Here is a 17,879-nt window from a genome sequence, read left to right on the forward strand (position 1 = left end):
GTGAGCGACGAGCAGACAATCCGGCTGCGCCGCGCGATGGCGGCCGTCACGAAGCTCCAGGCGCGAATAGCGCAGCTGGAGGCAGGGGCGCACGGCGCCATCGCGATCGTCTCCATGGCCTGCCGGTTTCCCGGCGGCGTCGACAGTCCGGAGGGGTTCTGGCAGCTCCTGGATGACGGACGGGACGCCATCACCGAGATCCCGCGTTACCGGTGGGACGTCGACGCGGTCTATGACCCGAATCCGGCGACGGTCGGCACCACGTACTGCCGCGTGGGCGGCTTCGTCGGCGAAGTGGACCGGTTCGATCCTGGTTTCTTCGGGATCAGCCCGCGCGAGGCGCTGACGATCGATCCGCGCGAGAGGTTGCTCCTCGAGACAGCGTGGGAAGCGCTCGAGCGGGGAGGGATGACCGCCAAGCGGGTCGCCGGCTCCTCGACAGGCGTCTACGTCGGCATTTTGACCCTGCCGGAGTACCAAATTGACGCTCTCCGTGACAGGGACCGGATTGACCCGTACACGCTCCTCGGCACCACCCACAGCGCGATGGCGGGCCGACTCTCGTATTGGCTCGGCCTGCACGGCCCCAACATGCCAGTCGACACGGCATGCTCGTCCTCCCTCGTGGCCGTGCACCTGGCCGTGCAGGCGCTCCGGGCGGGGGAGTGCGATATGGCGCTGGCCGGAGGGGTGAGTCTCCTGCTCGCCCCGGAGGGCTACGTCTATTTCTCTCGCCTGACAGCCCTCTCCAAGACGGGGCGGTGCCATGCGTTCTCCGCCGACGCCGACGGCTACGTGCGGGGCGAAGGCTGCGGGATGGTGGTGCTGAAGCGCCTGGAGGACGCGCAGCGGGACGGTGATCCGATCCTCGCCGTGATCCGGAGCAGCGTCGTCAATCAAGACGGGACGTCAAACGGTTTCACCGCTCCCAGCGGCGTCGCTCAGGAGCAGATGCTGCGCCGGGCGCTGAAGCAGGCGCAGATCGAGCCGGCCACGATCGACGTCGTGGAGTGCCACGGGACGGGGACGATCCTGGGCGATCCGATCGAGGTCGACGCGCTGGCGAGCGTCTATGGAGAGGGGCGCTCGCCGGACCGCCCCCTGCTGCTCACGTCGGTGAAAACGAACATCGGACACACCGAAGGGGCCGCGGGCATCGCGGGGATGATCAAAGCGGTGCTCGCGCTGCAGCATCGCCGCGTGCCGCCGTCGTTGCACTTCAACGACCGTCCGAACCCGAACATCGCTTGGGATCGCTCTCCGGTGAAGGTGGCGACCACCGCGATACCGTGGGAACAGAGGGAGCACCCGCGGCGCATCGGTGTGTCCTCGTTCGGGTTCTCGGGGACGAACGCGCACATCATTCTGGAAGGGGCGCCTGAGGTCACGCCGAGCGCGGCGCCGCCGAAGCTGAGATTGCCACGGGTCCCGCTGGTGTTGTCGGGTCACACGGAGGAGGCGCTGCGGGGCAACGCGGAGCGCCTGGCGGCGTGGCTGGACGACCACGACAGCTCGCTCCTGGATATCGCGTATAGCCTCGCGGCGACGCGAACCGCCTTCCGGGAGCGCGTCGCGGTCTCGGTGGCGGACGCACCGTCGGCCAAGGAGGCGCTCCGCGCCTTGGCGCGAGGGGATCTGCCGTCCGACGCGATCCGCGCGACGGCGCGCCGAGACCGGGCCGTCTTCATCTTCCCCGGCCAAGGGAGCCAGTACCCGGGCATGTGCCGGACGTTGCTGGACGAGCCGGTGTTTCGTGAGGCGCTGGCCGCGTGCGACGCCGCGATACGTCGGCACGCAGGCTTCTCGGTGCTGGAGCTGCTGGAGCAAGACGACGATGCGCAGCGGAGCGCGCTGGAGAAGGTGGCCATCGTCCAACCGGTCTTGTTTGCCGTCGCCGTCGCGCTCGCGCGGTTGTGGCAGTCCTGCGGCGTAGAGCCGGCCGCCGTCGTCGGGCACAGCCAGGGAGAGGTCGCCGCGGCCGTCGTGGCCGGCGCGCTGTCGCTGGAGGAGGGCGCGCGCGTCGTCAGCGTTCGGAGCCGCCTCTTGAGCCGGCTGGACGGCAGCGGGGCGATGGTCAGCGTTGGCCTCCCGATGAAGGAGGTGGAAGCCCTCCTGGCCACACACGAAGGGCTGTCGGTGGCCGTCGTGAATACGAGCGAGTCGACCGTCGTCGCGGGCGATCGTTCCCGGTTGGAGGCGCTGCTGGTCGAGCTGGAGCGTCGAAGCGTCTTCTGCCGCCGCATCGCGGTGGACTATGCGTCGCACTCGCCGCAGATGGACCCGATCCTGGGAGCTATCCGCGAGGGGCTCGCCGATCTCGCGCCCCGCGAGGCGAGCACGCCGTTCTACTCGACGGTGCTCGGCAAGCAGGCGATCGGCACCGAGCTGGGTGGCGGATACTGGGCGGACAACCTGCGTATGCCCGTGCGGATGGACCTGGCGCTCGAAGCGCTCGGGCAGCGCGACGCCGCCGTGCTCCTGGAGGTGAGCGCTCATCCTCTCCTCGCCGCCCCGCTCGGGCTTGCGGGGCACGAGGCCGTTGTCGGTTCGCTCCACCGCGACGCGGACGCCGCCTCGCGCTTTCGAACGGCCGCCGCACAGCTCCATGTGCACGGCGTCGAGGTCGATTGGGAGAAGGTCTACGCGGCTGCGGGCGCGAGGCGGACGGCCGTGCCGACCTATGCGTTCCAGCGCGACCGCTACTGGTTGGAGAAGCCGAAGGAGCGACGGCCGCAGCGCGGAGGGCACCCGCTGCTCGGGGAGCGCATCGAGCTCTCGACGCCGAAGAAGATCGCGGTATGGGAGAGCGCCATCGGTCTCGAGGCGTTGCCGTACCTCAAGGATCATCGGGTCGAAGACGCGATCATCTTCCCAGGCGCGGGCTTTGTGGAGATGGCCCTCGCGGCGGCGAAAGAGCTCTTCGGTGGAAGAGCTCACGTGGTGGAGGATCTCTCGCTCGACGTCGCGCTCGTTCTCCTGGAGGAGGCGAAGGTCGTTCAGCTCGCCTGCGTGGAAGACGAACCGGGGTCGATGGGCTTTCAGATCTCGAGCTGGGAGGACGCGAGCTCGTCGTGGGTGCGGCACGCGCGGGGGAAACTGCGGCTCGGCGAGCCGGAGAAGGTCGCACCGGAGCCGCCTCGCGAGGTGCGCGCGCGCTGCCGCACGGCCGTGAGCGGCGGCGAGTACTACGGCGCGCTCTCGGAGCGAGGCCTCGTTTACGGGCCGTCGTTTCAACGGATCGCACGCCTCTGGGTCGGAGAGAAGGAGGCGCTCGGCGAGATGCAGCTCGCGGGCGACGGGACCTCGGGGGCGAGGCGCTACATCGTCCCTCCCGACTTCCTCGACGGCTGCTTTCAGGTGTTGATGGCCGCGTCGGGGTCGTCGACGGCGGGGCCGATGGTCCCGGTAGGCGTGAAGTCCGTGCGGGTTCGGGGGCCGCTCGAGGGCAACGTATGGAGCCACGTTTGGCTCCGAGAGATCGACGAGGCGAAGGGCAGCTTCACGGGCGACGTGTCTCTGCTGGACGAGTCCGGAGGCGTGCTGGTCGACGTGCAGGGGCTGCGCGTCCAGCGGCTCGAGCGCGGCGCGGTCGCGGGTGAGGAGATCCGCCGCCTTGAGCACCGCTTTCATCCGGCGCCGTTGCCGGAGCGCGAGCGCACGGCCTCGGGCAGGTCGGGCCGGGTCGTGATCCTCGCGGACGAGGGCGGCGTCGGGGATGCTCTCGCGAACGCGCTGCGGGCGGAGGGGGTATCGGCCACGTCCGTACGCGCTTCGGAGATCCCCCTGGAGGGCTCACGGGTCTTCGAGGATCTGTTCGGCTCCTCGCCGTGTCGAGACATCGTGCACCTCTGGAGCCTCGACGGCCCGCCGCCCGATGAGATCACCGTCGCCTCGCTGGCGCGCGTCGGGCAGCGCGACTGCGGAGCCCTGCTCCACGCCGTACAGGCGCTCTCGCGCCTCTCCTTGCGAGACGCGCCGCGGCTCTGGATCGTCACGCGCGGCGTGCACCAGGTTGGGGCGCCATCGACCCCGAGCTCGCCCGGCCCCGCGCTGCTGTGGGGGCTCGGTCGAACGATCGCGGCCGAGCACCCGGAGCTCTCCTGCACGCGGCTCGATCTGGCGCCGCGACCGCTCCCGGACGAGGTGAACGAGCTCGCGAGACATCTGCTCGCCGACGATCGCGAGGACGAGATCGCGCTTCGTCAAGAGGGCCGCTTCGTCGCGCGCGTGGGGCCCGCGGCGAAGCTTCGGTCCGCGGGGACGTCGTTTGGCCCGACGAGAATCGCCCAGGGCGCGACGTACCTCGTCGTCGGTGGGCTCGGCGGCCTCGGATTGTCGCTGGCCGCGTGGTTGGTGTCCGAGGGGGCGCGCAACCTGGTGCTGACGAGTCGGCGCGGAGCGCACACCACGGAGCAGATCGAGGCTGTCGCGCGAATGACGGCCTCCGGGGCCCAGGTGGTCGTCGAGGCGGCGGACGTCTCGGTGCGCTCCGACGTCGAGCGCGTGCTGGAGCGAATCGCGAAGGAGCTGCCGCCGCTGCGCGGCGTCGTGCACGCGGCCGGCGTGCTCGACGACTCCCTCCTGGAGCGGCAGACGGCCGAGCGACTGGCGAAGGTGACCGCGCCCAAGGTGGCTGGCGCGTGGCACCTGCACGAGCTCACGCGCGATCAACCGCTCGATTTCTTCGTCCTCTACGCCTCGGCGTCGGGGCTCCTCGGCGCCGCGGGACAGGCCAATTACGCCGCGGCCAACGCATTCCTCGACGCGTTGGCTCATCATCGGCGCGCCCTCGGCCTCCCCGCGTTGAGCCTCGACTGGGGAGCGTTCTCCGAGGTCGGTTTGGCGGCGGCGCAGGACAACCGAGGCGCGCGGCTGGCGACCATGGGAATGCGAAGTATGACGCCCGAGGAGGGCATCGCCGTCCTCGCCGAGGAGCTGGGCGGCGACCGCGTGCAGCTCGGCGTCATACCGCTCGACTTGCGGCAGTGGGTCGAGTGCCATCCGCACGTCGCCGCCTCGTCCCTGTTCTCCGAGCTGGTCCAAGCGGCCGGCCAGCTCCGGGGATTGAGCAAGACGGCCAAGTCGATGCAGCAGGCGCTGAGCAAGGCGTCCGCTTCGGAGCGCCGCGCGCTGGTCGAGCGCTTCCTTCGAGAACAGGTGGGGACTGTCCTCCGGATGGATGCGTCCAGGGTCGACCCGACGGCGCCTTTCCGGGGCATGGGGCTCGATTCCCTCATGGGATTGGAGCTGCGCAATCGGCTCGAGACCGGTCTCGGTCTGAAGCTCGCGGCCACGTTGATCTGGACATACTCCAACGTGACCGCTCTGGCGGAGCACCTCTCTGGTCGGCTCGCGGCGGAGACGAGCGGGGACCCACGCGTCGAGACGAACGTTCCGGTCGACGTGCTCGTACACCCGGCGGCTCCGATGAGCGTCGCGCCCATCTTGAGCCTCTCGCACGAGGAGAAGAACGCCCTCCTCGAAAAAACGCTGTCGGCGATCGAGGAATATCTCAAATGACCCAGGGCACAGGGACTGGACTCTCGCAGCTCGATCGAGCGCAGATCGCGCTCATGAAGGCGCAGCATGGGCTGGAGATGCTCGACCGGATCCGGTCGGAGCCGATCGCCATCGTGGGCATGGCCTGCCGGTATCCAGGAGGGGTCAACACGCTCTCTTCATACTGGGATCTCCTGAGCCGGCGCGTCGACGCGATCAGCGAGACGCGCGCGCGCTGGCCCGACGCGGCGGCGGGCGCGGCGCCGGAGGTCCGCTGGGCGGGACTCCTCGATTCGGTCGACGCCTTCGACGCGGAGCTCTTCCACATCGCGCCGCGCGAGGCCGTGAAGCTCGACCCGCAGCAGCGCCTGCTCCTCGAGCTGACCTGGGAAGCGCTCGAGGATGCGGGCTACGCCCCGGACGGGCTCGTCGGTGCGCCCGCGGGAGTCTTCGTCGGCATTTCGAGCGCCGACTACGCCCAGCTCCTCACCGCCGCGCCGCCGGCCGACGTGGACGCTTACAACGGGACGGGCAACTCCAGCAGCTTCGCAGCCGGGCGCGTGTCGTATGTCTTCGGCTTCCAAGGACCGTCGGTGGCGATCGACACCGTCTGCTCGTCGTCGCTCGTCGCCACGCACCTGGCCTGTCAGAGCTTGCGAACGCAAGAGTGCGATCTGGCGCTGGCGGCCGGCGTGAACCTCATTCTCTCGCCGCGTTCGATGGACATTCTGGTGCCGCTGAAGGCGCTCTCTCCCGACGGGCGCTGCAAGACCTTCGACGCGCGCGCGAATGGCTTCGTCCGCGGTGAGGGGTGCGGCGTGCTCGTGCTCAAGCGCCTATCGGACGCGCTGCGGGATGGAGATTGCATCTGGGGTTTGATTCGAGGGTCGGCCGTCAACCAAGACGGCAGCTCGACCGCGCTCACTGCGCCGAACATGCTCGCGCAGCAGCAGCTGCTCAGGCGTGCGCTCGCCCAGGCGAAGCTGTCTCCGTCCGACATCGGCTACATCGAGGCACATGGCACCGGCACGTCGCTCGGCGACCCCATCGAGGTCGAGGCCCTCAGCAGCGTGTTCGGCGCCGCCCGCGCGGATGGCTCGAGCTGCGCGCTCGGCTCGGTGAAGACGAACATCGGACACCTCGAGGCGGCCGCCGGAGTCGCCGGGTTGATGAAGAGCGTCCTCGCGCTTCATCACGAGTGTATCCCCGCCCATTTGCACCTGCGCGCGCTCAATCCGCGGATGTCGCTCGAGGGGACCCCCTTCGTGATTCCGACGAGCGAGCTCGCCTGGCCGCGCGGCGCGAAGCCGCGTCGGGCGGGCGTGAGCTCGTTCGGCATGAGCGGGACCAACGCTCACGTCGTGCTTGAGGAGGCACCTTCGCGGCCGGCGTCGGCGAAGCCGGAGGTCGAGCGGCCGGTCCACGTGATCCCGGTGAGCGCGAACACCGCCGAGGCGCTCCGCGCGCTGGCCGGAAAGTACGCGCAAAAGCTGGCCGAGACCGAGGACCGGCTGGAAGACATCGCGCACACCGCCGGCGCTGGGCGGAGCCGTCTCCCGGAGCGACTGGCGGTGGTCGCCCGGACGAAGCAGCAAGCCCAGGAGAGGCTCGAGGCGTTCGCGCGAGGAGAGACGGCGGCCGAGTGCGCGCGCGGTCGGGCCGACCGGTCCAAGCCGGCCAAGATCGGTTTTTTCTTCGCCGATGGCGGTGCGCATTACGCGGGAATGGGCCGTTCGCTCTACGAAACAGAGCCCGTGTTCCGGCAGGCGCTCGATCGCTGCGACGCGGAGATGAAGCGGATCGCGGGCCGGAGCCTGCTCGGGGTGATGCTCGGCGGAGGCGCGAGCGGCGGCGCGCTCGACGGAGCCGAGGATACGCTGCCGGCGCTCTTCGCGCTTCAGTTCGCGCTCTGCGAGCTGTGGCGGTCGTGGGGCGCCATGCCTGACGCGGTCATGGGCCACGGCGCTGGCGAGTACGCGGCGGCGTGCGCGGCGGACGTGCTCACGATGGAAGAGGGATTGCAGCTCATCATCGAGCGGAGCCGGTCGTCGCAGGCGGAGCCGACCTCGGGGCCTTCCGACAAGGCGGCGCAGGCGACGTTCAAGGCGCCGTCGATCCTCTTCATACCTCACGAGGCCGGGCTCATGGCGAGGCTGGAGCCGGCGCGGGCAGAGTCCTGGCGCCGCGCCGTGGGAGAGGCCATCGCCGCCGAGCGAGGCGTGGAGGTGCTGCGCGCCAAGGGGATCGACGTGTTTCTGGAGGTCGGGCCGCATCCAGCGCGGTTCGGCGAGTCGGCGGCGCGGGTCGAGGACGCAGCGGAGTGCGCGTGGCTGCCGTCGCTGTGCCAGGGGCGAGGCGAGTGGGAGACGATGCTGAGCAGCCTGGGCGAGCTGTTTGTGCGTGGCGCGGGCGTCGATTGGAAACGATTCGACGCGCCGTATGCCCGCCGGCGCGTGCGGTTGCCGACCTATACATTTCAGAGGACGCGCTACTGGTTCGAAAGCAAGTCGAGGCCGCAAAACCGCCGCGGCCAGGAAACGGGGCACGAGCTGCTCGGCGAGCAGGTGGCTCTGGGCGGAGAAGGCGCGTTGTTCGAAAACCGGCTCAGCCCGCGTGACGATCACTACCTCGCCGACCATCGCGTGCTCGGCAAGGTGGTGGTCCCCGCGGCTGGTCTCCTGGAGATGATGTCGGCCGCCGGGGCGAAGGTCACGGGAGCCAAGGTGCGGGTCGATGACCTGCTCGTCCTTGCGCCGCTTGTGCTGGATGATCAGGCGGGGCGAGACGCGCAGGTGGTCGTCGCGGAGCCGGTCGAGGGCCGGCGAAGCGTGAAGATCTACAGCAGGAAGGCGAGCGGCGACGGCGCGTGGACGCTGCACGTCTCGGGCGTGCTCTCGGAGCTCGGCGGCGCAGGCGCCGCGCCGGTGGACCTCGCCGGGTTGCGGGCGCGGTGCGCCGAACCGCAGGACGTGGACGCGGCGTACGCGGCGTTCGAGCGGCAGGGGCTGGGGCTCGGCGAGTCGTTTCGTGGGATGGAAGCGCTGTGGGCCGCGCCCGGCGAGATGCTCGCGCGCGTGCGGCTACCGACGCGGTGCGCGAAGCAGGCGCCGGAGTACGGAATCCATCCGGTTCTCCTCGACACCGCGCTGCAGGTGCTGGCGTCGATCGTGATGCGGGGAGCCGCCGAGGATCGGCTGTATCTGCCGTTCGGGGCGGCGGGGTACGCGCAGCGGACCGACGCGGCGGAGCGCGGCTGGGTGCACGCGCGCTTGACGAGCGACCCGCGCCGCGAGGTCGTGACGGGAGATGTGCAGATCCTCGACGACGAGGGGAGAGTGGTGGCCGAGGTCGCCGGGCTCCAGTGCAAGGAAGCGCCGTCACACGCCCTGCAACGGGCGTCCGGGAGCATAACGGAGCAGGCGATTTACAGGCTTGAATGGGTGGAGTCTGCGCCGCAGGTGGAGGTCCCGCCGGTGCGGGGCCGGTGGTTGATCCTGGCGGATCACGAAGAGCCCGCGGAGCCGCTCGTGCGTGAGCTGTGCGCGAGGGGAGGGGAGGGTCGATTCGCGACCTGGCCGGAGGCGAAGCGCGAGCTCGAGGCGGGAGGCGCGTTCGAAGGGGTCGTACGGATTTGGGAGCGCGCGAACGGGGAAGGCTCTCCGGCGGATCGCGCCGAGAGCCGCGCCGTGGGCGCTTTGGAGCTGACGCAAGCGCTGGTGCGAAGCGGGCGCGTGAAGCGGCTCCTGTGCGTCACGCAGGGCGCGCAACCGGTGGCGCCGGGGGACGCCGTGGACATGGCGTCGTCGGCGCTGTGGGGATTGGGGCGCGCGGTCTTTCAGGAGCATCCAGAGCTGTCGTGCCGCCTGATCGATGTGGACGAGCTCGCCGGAGGGCTGTGGCGCGAGGTCGTGAGCGGCGACGCGGAGAACCAGGTGGCGCTGCGCAGCGGCAAGCGCTGGGTCGCTCGGCTGGTGAAGGCGCCGCGCGAGCCCGACACATTTTCGCCGGAGACGCCCAATTGCCGGCTGGAGAGCTCGAAGCGAGGTTTGCTCGAGAGTCTGCGATGGGCACCGACCTCGAGGCGAGCGCCGGGCCCGGGTGAAGTGGAGATCGAAGTCCGAGCCGCCGGGCTCAACTTCCGCGACGTGCTCAATGCGCTTGGAATGTACCCGGGCGACGCGGGCCTCCTGGGCGGCGACTGCGCGGGCGTGGTGGCGGCTGTGGGCGAGGGCGTGCAGCACGTCGCCGTGGGGGACGCGGTGATGGGCTTGGTCCCGGGTTCTTTCGGCCGCTACGTCACGGTGGACGCGCGCCAGGTGATCCGGCGCCCGCCCGAGTGGACGTGGGAGCAGGCGGCGTCGATACCCACCGTGTTCTTGACCGCGTGGTACGCGCTCCGCGAGCTCGCGGACCTGAGAGCGGGCGAGCGTATCCTCGTGCACGCGGCTGCGGGAGGGGTGGGGATGGCGGCCATGCAGCTCGCGCGGTGGATGGGAGCGGAGGTCCTGGCGACCGCGAGCGCGTCGAAGCACGAGGTGCTGCGGGCGATGGGCGTCGAGACGATCGCGGACTCCCGGTCGCTGGATTACGCCGAAGCGTGGAGCCGGACGAAGCGGCCCGGCGGCGTCGACGTGGTGCTGAACGCGCTCGCCGGTGATCATGTGGACAAAAGCCTCTCGTTGCTCTCACCGGGCGGGCGTTTCCTGGAAATGGGCAAGACCGACGTGCGGAGCGTGTCGGACGTTGCGTCGAAGCATCCGGGTGTGCTGTACCGCGCGTTCGATCTGCTCGAGGCCGGGCCGGCGCGGATCCAGGAGATGTTGACCCAGATCCTGGCCGGGTTCGCCGGCGGTCGGCTGCGTCCGCTCCCCGTGACGAGCTTCGAAATGAGGCAGGCGCAGGCGGCCTTTCGCTTCATGGCGCAGGCCCGCCACGTGGGAAAGATCGTGCTTCGGGCGCCCGGCCTGGAGACAAAGCGGCCCGACGCGACGGCGCTGATCACCGGCGGACTGGGCGGGCTCGGGCTGCTCGTGGCGCGCTGGTTGATTGAGAAACAGGGGATCGCGCATCTCGTCTTGGTGGGGCGCAAGGCTCCCTCACCCGCGCAGCTCGCCAAGGTCGAAGAGCTGCGTGCGCTGGGCGCGCGCGTGACGGTGGCGCAGGCGGACGTCGCGGACCGCGCGCAGGTCGAAACGCTGATGTCGTCGCTCGGACGGGAGTCGCTGCGGGGCGTAATCCACGCAGCGGGTGTCCTTGAAGACGGGATCTTGATGCAGCAAAACAGACGACGCTTCGCGCAGGTCTTCACGCCGAAGGCGCAGGGCGCGTGGAATCTGCATGAAGCGACGCGGGGCCTCCCGCTCGATTTCTTCGTGCTGTTCTCGTCCGCGGCGGCGATGCTCGGCTCCGCCGGGCAGAGCAATTACGCCGCGGCCAACAGCTTTCTGGACGGCCTCGCACACCACCGCCGAACCCAAGGACTGTGCGGTCTCAGCTTGAACTGGGGGGCCTGGCTCGGGGCGGGGATGGCGGCGTCGCTCGGCCAGCCGGATCGCGTGCGTTTGGCGCGTCTCGGCGTCGGGTCACATACCCCGGCGGAGGGCCTCGCCTTGCTGGAGGACGCATGGCTTCGAAGCGACCCCCAGCTCGGCCTCTTCAAGCTGGATCTGCCCGTGTCGGCGCAAGCCGCCGCGGCCGACGAGGTGCCGCCGTTGTGGCGCTCGCTGATCGTCCAGACCGGGGCGCCGCCGCGCCGCGCGGCACCTTCCTCTTCGGCATCGTCGCCGATCGCGCGATTGGCTTCGCTCTCACCCGCCGAGCAAAGGTCGGAGATCGAGTCCACGCTGCGCCAGGAGGTGGCCAAGGTTCTGTCGTTGCCCACGTCGAGCGCGGTGCCGCTCGCGACCCCGCTGAAAGAGCTCGGTCTGGATTCGCTCATGGCGGTCGAGCTGCGCAACATGCTCACGGCTCACATCGGCCAGACCTTGCCGGTGACCCTCGCGTTCGACTTTCCGACGGTCAAGCAGATGACTGACTACCTGCTGACAGAGCACCTCGCGAAGCCGAGCGAGCACCCGGCGCCCGTCGACGCGCCGGCTGCCCTCGCCAAGATCCCCGCGCGCCGCGGCATCCCGGTGGGATCGGACGAGCCCATCGCCATCGTCGGCATGGCGTGCCGGTTCCCCGGCAGCGACAATCCGCGAGCGTTCTGGGAAGCGCTGATCGCCGGCCGCGACTGCACGTCGGAGATCCCGAGCTCGCGTTGGGATGTTGCCCGTTACTACGACGCTCGACCGGGGACGCCCGGAAAGATGATTTCCCGGCGCGGCGGTTTTCTTTCCAAGGTCACCGGGTTCGACGCGGACTTCTTCGGGATCGCGGGGATCGAAGCCGAGGCGATGGACCCTCAGCAACGCTTTCTCTTGACCGTCGCATGGGAGGCCATGGAGTCCGCGCGCCTGTCGCCGCGGCGCCTGGCCGGCAGCAAAACGGGCGTCTTCGCCGGCCTCTGCAATTTCGATTACGCGCGCCTCCTGTTCACGCACGCGCTCTCCGTCAGCCCGTACGCGGGAACCGGTGGATCTCTCGCCATTGCCGCCAACCGACTCTCGTACTTCTTCGATCTGCGCGGCCCGAGCCTGACGGTCGATACGGCGTGCTCCTCGTCGCTCGTGGCGGCCCACCTCGCGTGTCAAAGCTTGCGCACGGGGGAGTCGGATCTCGCGCTCGTGGGGGGCGCCAACCTCATCCTCGCGCCGGAGGTCAGCATCGCCCTCTCGCAGGCCGGAATGCTGGCGCCGGACGGGCGCTGCAAGGCCTTTGATGCTGCGGCGGACGGGTTCGCGCGTGGCGAGGGCTGCGCGGTGGTGGTGCTCAAACGTCTGTCGGACGCGCTCCGCGACCATGACCGCATCGTCGCCACGTTGGTCGGCTCGGCCGTAAACCAGGACGGGCGCAGCAACGGTTTGACCGCGCCGAACGGCCCGGCGCAGCAGGCGGTGGTCGAGCAGGCGCTCGAGGACGCCGGCGTGACACCTTCGGACGTCGGATTCGTGGAGGCGCACGGCAGCGGCACGCCGCTCGGAGATCCCATCGAGTTCAACGCGCTGCGGAAGGTCCTCGACCGACGTCGAACCCCGGATTCCCGGTGCTGGATCGGATCGGTGAAGACGAACATCGGGCACCTCGAGGGCGCGGCCGGGATCGCGGGGTTGATGAAGGCGGCGCTGGCGGTCCACCACGGCACGATCCCGCCGCATCTCCACGTGCGGACGCTCAACCCGCACCTCGATTCGGCCGACGGGCGGTTCGCTGTTCCCACGGCGTGTGAGCCGTGGCCGGCGTCAGGGGCGCGGCGGATCGCGGGCGTCAGCTCGTTCGGATTCGGCGGCACCAACGCGCACGTCCTCGTCGCCCAGCACGGTAACCCCTAGGGACGCGGAGGGAGAAGCAGGTGGAGCCCATCGTTTTGCTCGAATTTCGCTCCGATCACATCGCGCATTTGATGCTGTGCGATCGTGCAAGCAAGAACATGTTCTCGCGCGCCCTCATCGAAGAGTTGACGAATAAGCTGGCCGAGGTCGCCCGGCATCCGGAGGTGCGCTGCGTCGTCGTGTCGGGACTGGAACGGCATTTCTGCTGCGGCGGCAGCCGGAGCGAGCTGCTCGAGCTCATCGAGGGCAACTACACCTTCGCCGTCGGTCATTTCTATCGGGCGCTGCTCGATTGCCCGATCCCGACGATCGCCGCGATGGCGGGCCATGCCCTCGGTGGCGGGTTGGTCTTCGGCTTGTACGCGGACATCGTGATCTTGGCCGAGGAGTCGATCTACAGCGCCAACTTCATGCGCTACGGCTTCACGCCCGGCGTCGGAGCGACGTGCCTTCTTCCGCACCGGCTCGGGCCCGCGCTCGCGCACGAGATGCTCCTGACGGCCAACGGCTTCCACGGGGAGGAGCTGCGACGCCGCGGTGTGCCCTTCCAGGTCGTCAAGCGCGACCGCGTGCTGCAGCAGGCCCTGACCATCGCCGCGGATCTCGCTTCAAAGCCCGTCACGTCGCTCAAGCTTCTGAAGGCGACGATGACGCAAGCGCTTCGCGACGAGCTCCCTCGCGCCGTGAGCCGCGAGCTCGAGATGCATGAGATCACGTTCAAATTGCCCGAGGTCCGCGCTCGGGTAGAGCTCGAATTCGGATACTGAGGAGTGAATGCCGTGACGTTCGAGACCCTGCACTATGAAAACAGCGGCGGCGCCGCGCGGATCACGCTGCATCGCCCGGAGCACAGGAACGCCATCAACCGTGCTCTGCTCCGGGAGTTGAACGCGGCGCTCGACCTGGCCGAGGCCGCTCCTGACTGCCGCATGGTGGTGCTCCAGGCCGACGGGGAGATCTTCTGCTCTGGTATGGACTTCGACGAGATGGCCAAGCTCGCCGATCAGGTAGACCTTCGGACGATGCACGAGAGGACCGAAGAGTACATGCTCACGCTCAAGCGGCTGGCGACCTCCCGTCGCGTCGTCGTCTCGCGCGTCGGGGGCGCGGTCACGGCGGGCGGCGTCGGCTTTGTCGCCGCGAGCGATCTCGTGCTCGCGACTCCCAAGGTCACCTTCACGTTGACCGAGGCCCTCTGGGGGCTGCTTCCGTCCAACGTCGTCCCGTACCTGGTTCGCCGCGTCGGGTTTCAGGCCGCGTTTCGCATGACGCTCACCGCCGCGTCCATCTCTGCTGAGGAGGCTCACCGGCTGCAGCTCGTCGATTACCTCGGCCCTGATCTGGACGAGCTCGAGAGGGTCATTCGCATACGGCTGAACCGAATCACTCCCGACACGGTGAGCGAGCTCAAGGGGTTTTTTCGGAAGATGTGGATCATCGACACGGCGATGGAGCAGGCCGCTGTTGAAGAGACGGCGCGGCTCGGTGCTTCGGCGACCGTGAAGGAGAACATCCGCAATTTCGTCGAGGCTCGCACGTTTCCATGGGAACGCCGCTCCGGCCGATGAACCGCCCCGAACCGAGGTACCCCTGATGAAGGCCTATATTTTTGCGGGTCAAGGATCGCAGTCGCGTGGGATGGGCCGCGAGCTCTTCGCGGAGTTCCCGGAGTACGTCGCCCGCGCCAACGACATCCTTGGCTACTCGATCGAAGAGCTCTGCCTGAGCGACGGGGACGGCAGGCTTGACAACACCGAGTACACGCAGCCCGCGATCTATGTCGTGAACGCCCTCTCCTACATGAAGAAGGTTCGCGACGGATCGGGTCCCGCTGATTATTGCGCGGGGCACTCGCTGGGCGAATACAACGCGCTCCTCGCGGCTGGCGCATTCAGCTTCGAGGACGGGCTGCGCCTGGTCAAGAAGCGCGGCGCGCTCATGGGCGCGTCAAAAGGCGGTGGAATGGCCGCGGTGGTCGGGTTCGGAGAGAATGACATCCGCGAGCTGTTCATCAAGAACGACATTGTGAACATCGATGTGGCCAACTTCAATTCGCCCTCGCAGTTCGCGATCGCCGGGCCGAAGACGGAGATCGAGGCGGCGAAGAAGGTGTTCGAGGAGGCCGGGGCCGTGTACCACATCCTGCGGGTCGGGGGCGCATTCCACTCCCGTTACATGCAGGAGGCGAAGACGGAGTTCGGGAGGCTCGTCGAGACGTTTCAGTTCGCGAGGCTGAAGATCCCCGTGGTGTCGAACCTTCGCGCTCTCCCGTACGCGAACGGCCGAATCGCCGCGGGGCTGACGCAGCAGATCACGGGGGTCGTTCGGTGGAGCGAGAGCGTCCGGTACATGGCGTTGCGCGGCGTGACGGAGTGGGTCGAAGTGGCTGCTCGGCCGGTGTTGACGCCGCTCTTGAAGCGAATCTTGAAGTGAACGATCGCGCCTTGCTCACGTCGCGAGGGCTCCTGGCCCGTCTCTGCCGCCGTCGGTCGGATCGAGATCCGTTGTCGGTGAGCTTTGCAAAGAATCACACGGAGAGATGATCCCATGGACGCCCGAGGCAGACCCGTCGTCTTCATGTTCGGCGGACAAGGCTCGCAGCACTATCACATGGGGCGCGAGCTCTTCGACGCGGACTCGACGTTTCGGACGTGGCTCCTCCGCGGCGATGAGCTGTTCCGGCGCGTGAAGGGCCGTTCGCTCATCGAGGTCATGTTCGATCGGTCGAGGAGCAGGGCCGACCCGTTCGACCGTATTTCGGAGACGCACCCGGCCATCGTCCTCGTGGAGTTCGCGCTCGCCCAGGCGCTCCTCGTGCGGGGTGTCGAGCCCGACGTGCTCATCGGTTACAGCCTGGGCGAGTTCGCGGCGGCCGCGGTCTCGGGCGTGGCGCCGTTCGAGGACGTGTTCATGGCGGTTCTCCGGCAAGCCGAGCTCGTGGTCGAGTGCTGCTCGGAAGCCGGAATGACGGCCGTCATCGGCGACGTGCGCCTGTTTCGAGACGAGCCCCGGCTCTTCGCCGGATGCGAGCTCGTTTCGGTGAATTTCGAGCGACACTTCGTCGTCGCGGGGTCGCTCGCCGCCCTTGCTCAGGTCGAGGCAGAGCTGCGGGGGCGGAACGTCCTCCAGGTCCGCTTGCCGGTGCGGTACGGGTTTCACTCGCGGTGGCTCGATCCGCTGGCGCGTGTCAGCCCAGCGCTGCAGCTCTCGTCCCCGCCAGCGCCGCCCCGGGTCGCCTTGATATCCTGCGCCACCACCGGCCCGGTGTCGCACTTCGATCACCGGCATATCTGGCAGGTGATTCGGACGCCGGTGCGCTTCGCCGATACGATAGAGAAGCTCGAGCACCCGGAACGTTACGTGTACGTCGATCTGAGCCCGTCTGGGACCTTGGCCACCTTCGTCAAGAACATCCTGCCGGGCCACGCGGAGGCGACTGTGGTGCCGATCATGACGCCGTTCGGCGGCGCTCGGGAGATGCTCAGCGAAGCGATCGCGCGTATCGACGCGGCGGTGCACGGCGGGACGTCGCGCGCGCGGCCGGACGGGATTGGAGCCCGCGCCTGATGCTTGGGAGCGCTGAATTTCGTAAGGATTACGGGGTCGACCTCGCCTATGTGGCAGGGGCGATGTACAAGGGCATCGCTTCCAGTGATCTCGTCATTCGCATGGGGCGGGCGAGCCTCTTGAGCTTCCTCGGGACGGGGGGAATGCCGCTCGCGCAGATTGAGCGGGAGCTCGACAGGATCCAGGGAGAGCTCGGTCCGACGCGGGCGTTCGGCGCAAATCTCCTCGCGAACCTGGATGACCCCAGGCTGGAAATGGCCACCGTAGAGCTGCTCTTGAAGGCCAACGTGGTCAACGTCGAGGCGGCCGCGTTCACGCAGATCAGCGATGGTGTGGTGTGGTATCGATTCAAAGGGGCACACTGGGGGGCTGACGGCGAGCCGGCTGTGCGCCGCCGTCTGATCGCGAAGGTCTCGCGCGCGGAGATCGCCGAGTCGTTCCTACGCCCCGCTCCCCCGGCGGTCGTCGAGCGGCTGCGCGCCGCGGGGCGGCTCAGCGCAGAAGAGGCAGAGGTCGCGCTGCGCGCGCCCGTCGCGAGCGACATTTGCGTGGAGGCCGACTCCGGCGGGCACACCGATCGAGGTGTCCTGATCGTGCTCCTGCCATGCATTCTTCGACTGCGCGATCGCGTGTGCAGGGCGCAAGGCTACGCGAAGAGCGTACGCGTCGGGGCGGCGGGGGGAATCGGGGCACCGGAGTCCGCCGCGGCCGCCTTCCTGATGGGCGCAGACTTCGTGCTCACCGGCTCGATCAATCAGTGCACGGTCGAGGCGGGGACAAGCGACGCGGTCAAAGATCTGCTCCAGCGGGTAGCCCTCGGCGACACCGCCTACGCGCCCGCCGGCGATATGTTCGAGCTGGGAGCTCGCGTGCAGGTGGTCGGTCGAGGCCTTCTCTTCGCACCTCGGGCCAATGAGCTCTACGAGCTGTATCGCCGCCACTCGTCTTTGGACGAGATCGACCCGCAGGTCCGCCGGCGGATTGAGGAGCGTTATCTATGCCGGAGCTTCGCGGAGGTGTGGGACGAAACGCGGAGCTATTTCGAAAGGTCGAACCCGGCGCGTCTTCGGGAGATGGAGCGAAGCCCGAAGGCAAAAATGGCGGCCATCTTCCGCTGGTATTTCGTGCACTCGACACGCCTGGCGCTGCGGGGCAGCGCGGAGCAAAAGACGGATTATCAGGTGCAGTGCGGACCGGCGATGGCCGCCTTCAATGAATGGGTCAGGGGCACCCCTTACGAGAGCTGGCGATCGCGACACGTCGATTCCATCGCTGTGCTGTTGATGCGCGGCGCAGAAGACCATATGCGGCGCGCGCAGCGCGATGAGCGGGAGGAGGCGCGGCTCTGAAACCGGTATTTCTTGACTCGGTCGCGGACGC

7 protein-coding genes are annotated in these 17,879 nt (G+C 68.7%); all 7 read left to right on the forward strand.

Annotated elements, in window-relative coordinates; all coding sequences use genetic code 11:
* The 7 genes from POL72_RS26730 to POL72_RS26760 all read left to right on the forward strand — a co-directional run bounded on the left by POL72_RS26730 (position 1) and on the right by POL72_RS26760 (position 17,848).
* Positions 1-5,520 (forward strand): type I polyketide synthase, encoded by a 5,520-nt coding sequence (locus tag POL72_RS26730; RefSeq protein ID WP_272098408.1) that lies wholly within the window; start codon positions 1-3, stop codon positions 5,518-5,520.
* Positions 5,517-12,932, forward strand: coding sequence for a type I polyketide synthase (locus tag POL72_RS26735; RefSeq protein ID WP_272098409.1), 7,416 nt, complete (start codon positions 5,517-5,519; stop codon positions 12,930-12,932). The genes POL72_RS26730 and POL72_RS26735 overlap by 4 nt, the downstream gene beginning before the upstream one ends.
* A gap of 20 nt (positions 12,933-12,952) precedes the next feature.
* Entirely contained in the window at positions 12,953-13,699 is a 747-nt protein-coding gene (locus tag POL72_RS26740; protein ID WP_272098411.1) for a polyketide synthase, read from the forward strand.
* Between the two features lie 12 nt (positions 13,700-13,711).
* Positions 13,712-14,500, forward strand: coding sequence for an enoyl-CoA hydratase-related protein (locus POL72_RS26745; protein WP_272098413.1), 789 nt, complete (start codon positions 13,712-13,714; stop codon positions 14,498-14,500).
* 25 nt (positions 14,501-14,525) lie between these two features.
* The gene (gene fabD / locus POL72_RS26750) at positions 14,526-15,365 is read left to right on the forward strand and encodes an ACP S-malonyltransferase (protein WP_272098415.1); all 840 of its coding nucleotides are present in this window, start codon (positions 14,526-14,528) and stop codon (positions 15,363-15,365) included.
* Between the two features lie 114 nt (positions 15,366-15,479).
* Positions 15,480-16,499 carry an acyltransferase domain-containing protein gene (locus POL72_RS26755; protein WP_272098418.1) on the forward strand — a complete coding sequence of 340 codons (1,020 nt, stop codon included), beginning with the start codon at positions 15,480-15,482 and terminating at the stop codon, positions 16,497-16,499.
* The gene (locus tag POL72_RS26760; protein ID WP_272098420.1) at positions 16,499-17,848 is read left to right on the forward strand and encodes a PfaD family polyunsaturated fatty acid/polyketide biosynthesis protein; all 1,350 of its coding nucleotides are present in this window, start codon (positions 16,499-16,501) and stop codon (positions 17,846-17,848) included. The genes POL72_RS26755 and POL72_RS26760 overlap by 1 nt, the downstream gene beginning before the upstream one ends.
* Positions 17,849-17,879 lie beyond the last annotated feature (31 nt).

It is taken from the genome of Sorangium aterium, from assembly GCF_028368935.1.
In the GTDB taxonomy this organism is placed as follows: Bacteria; Myxococcota_A; Polyangia; order Polyangiales; family Polyangiaceae; genus Sorangium; species Sorangium atrum.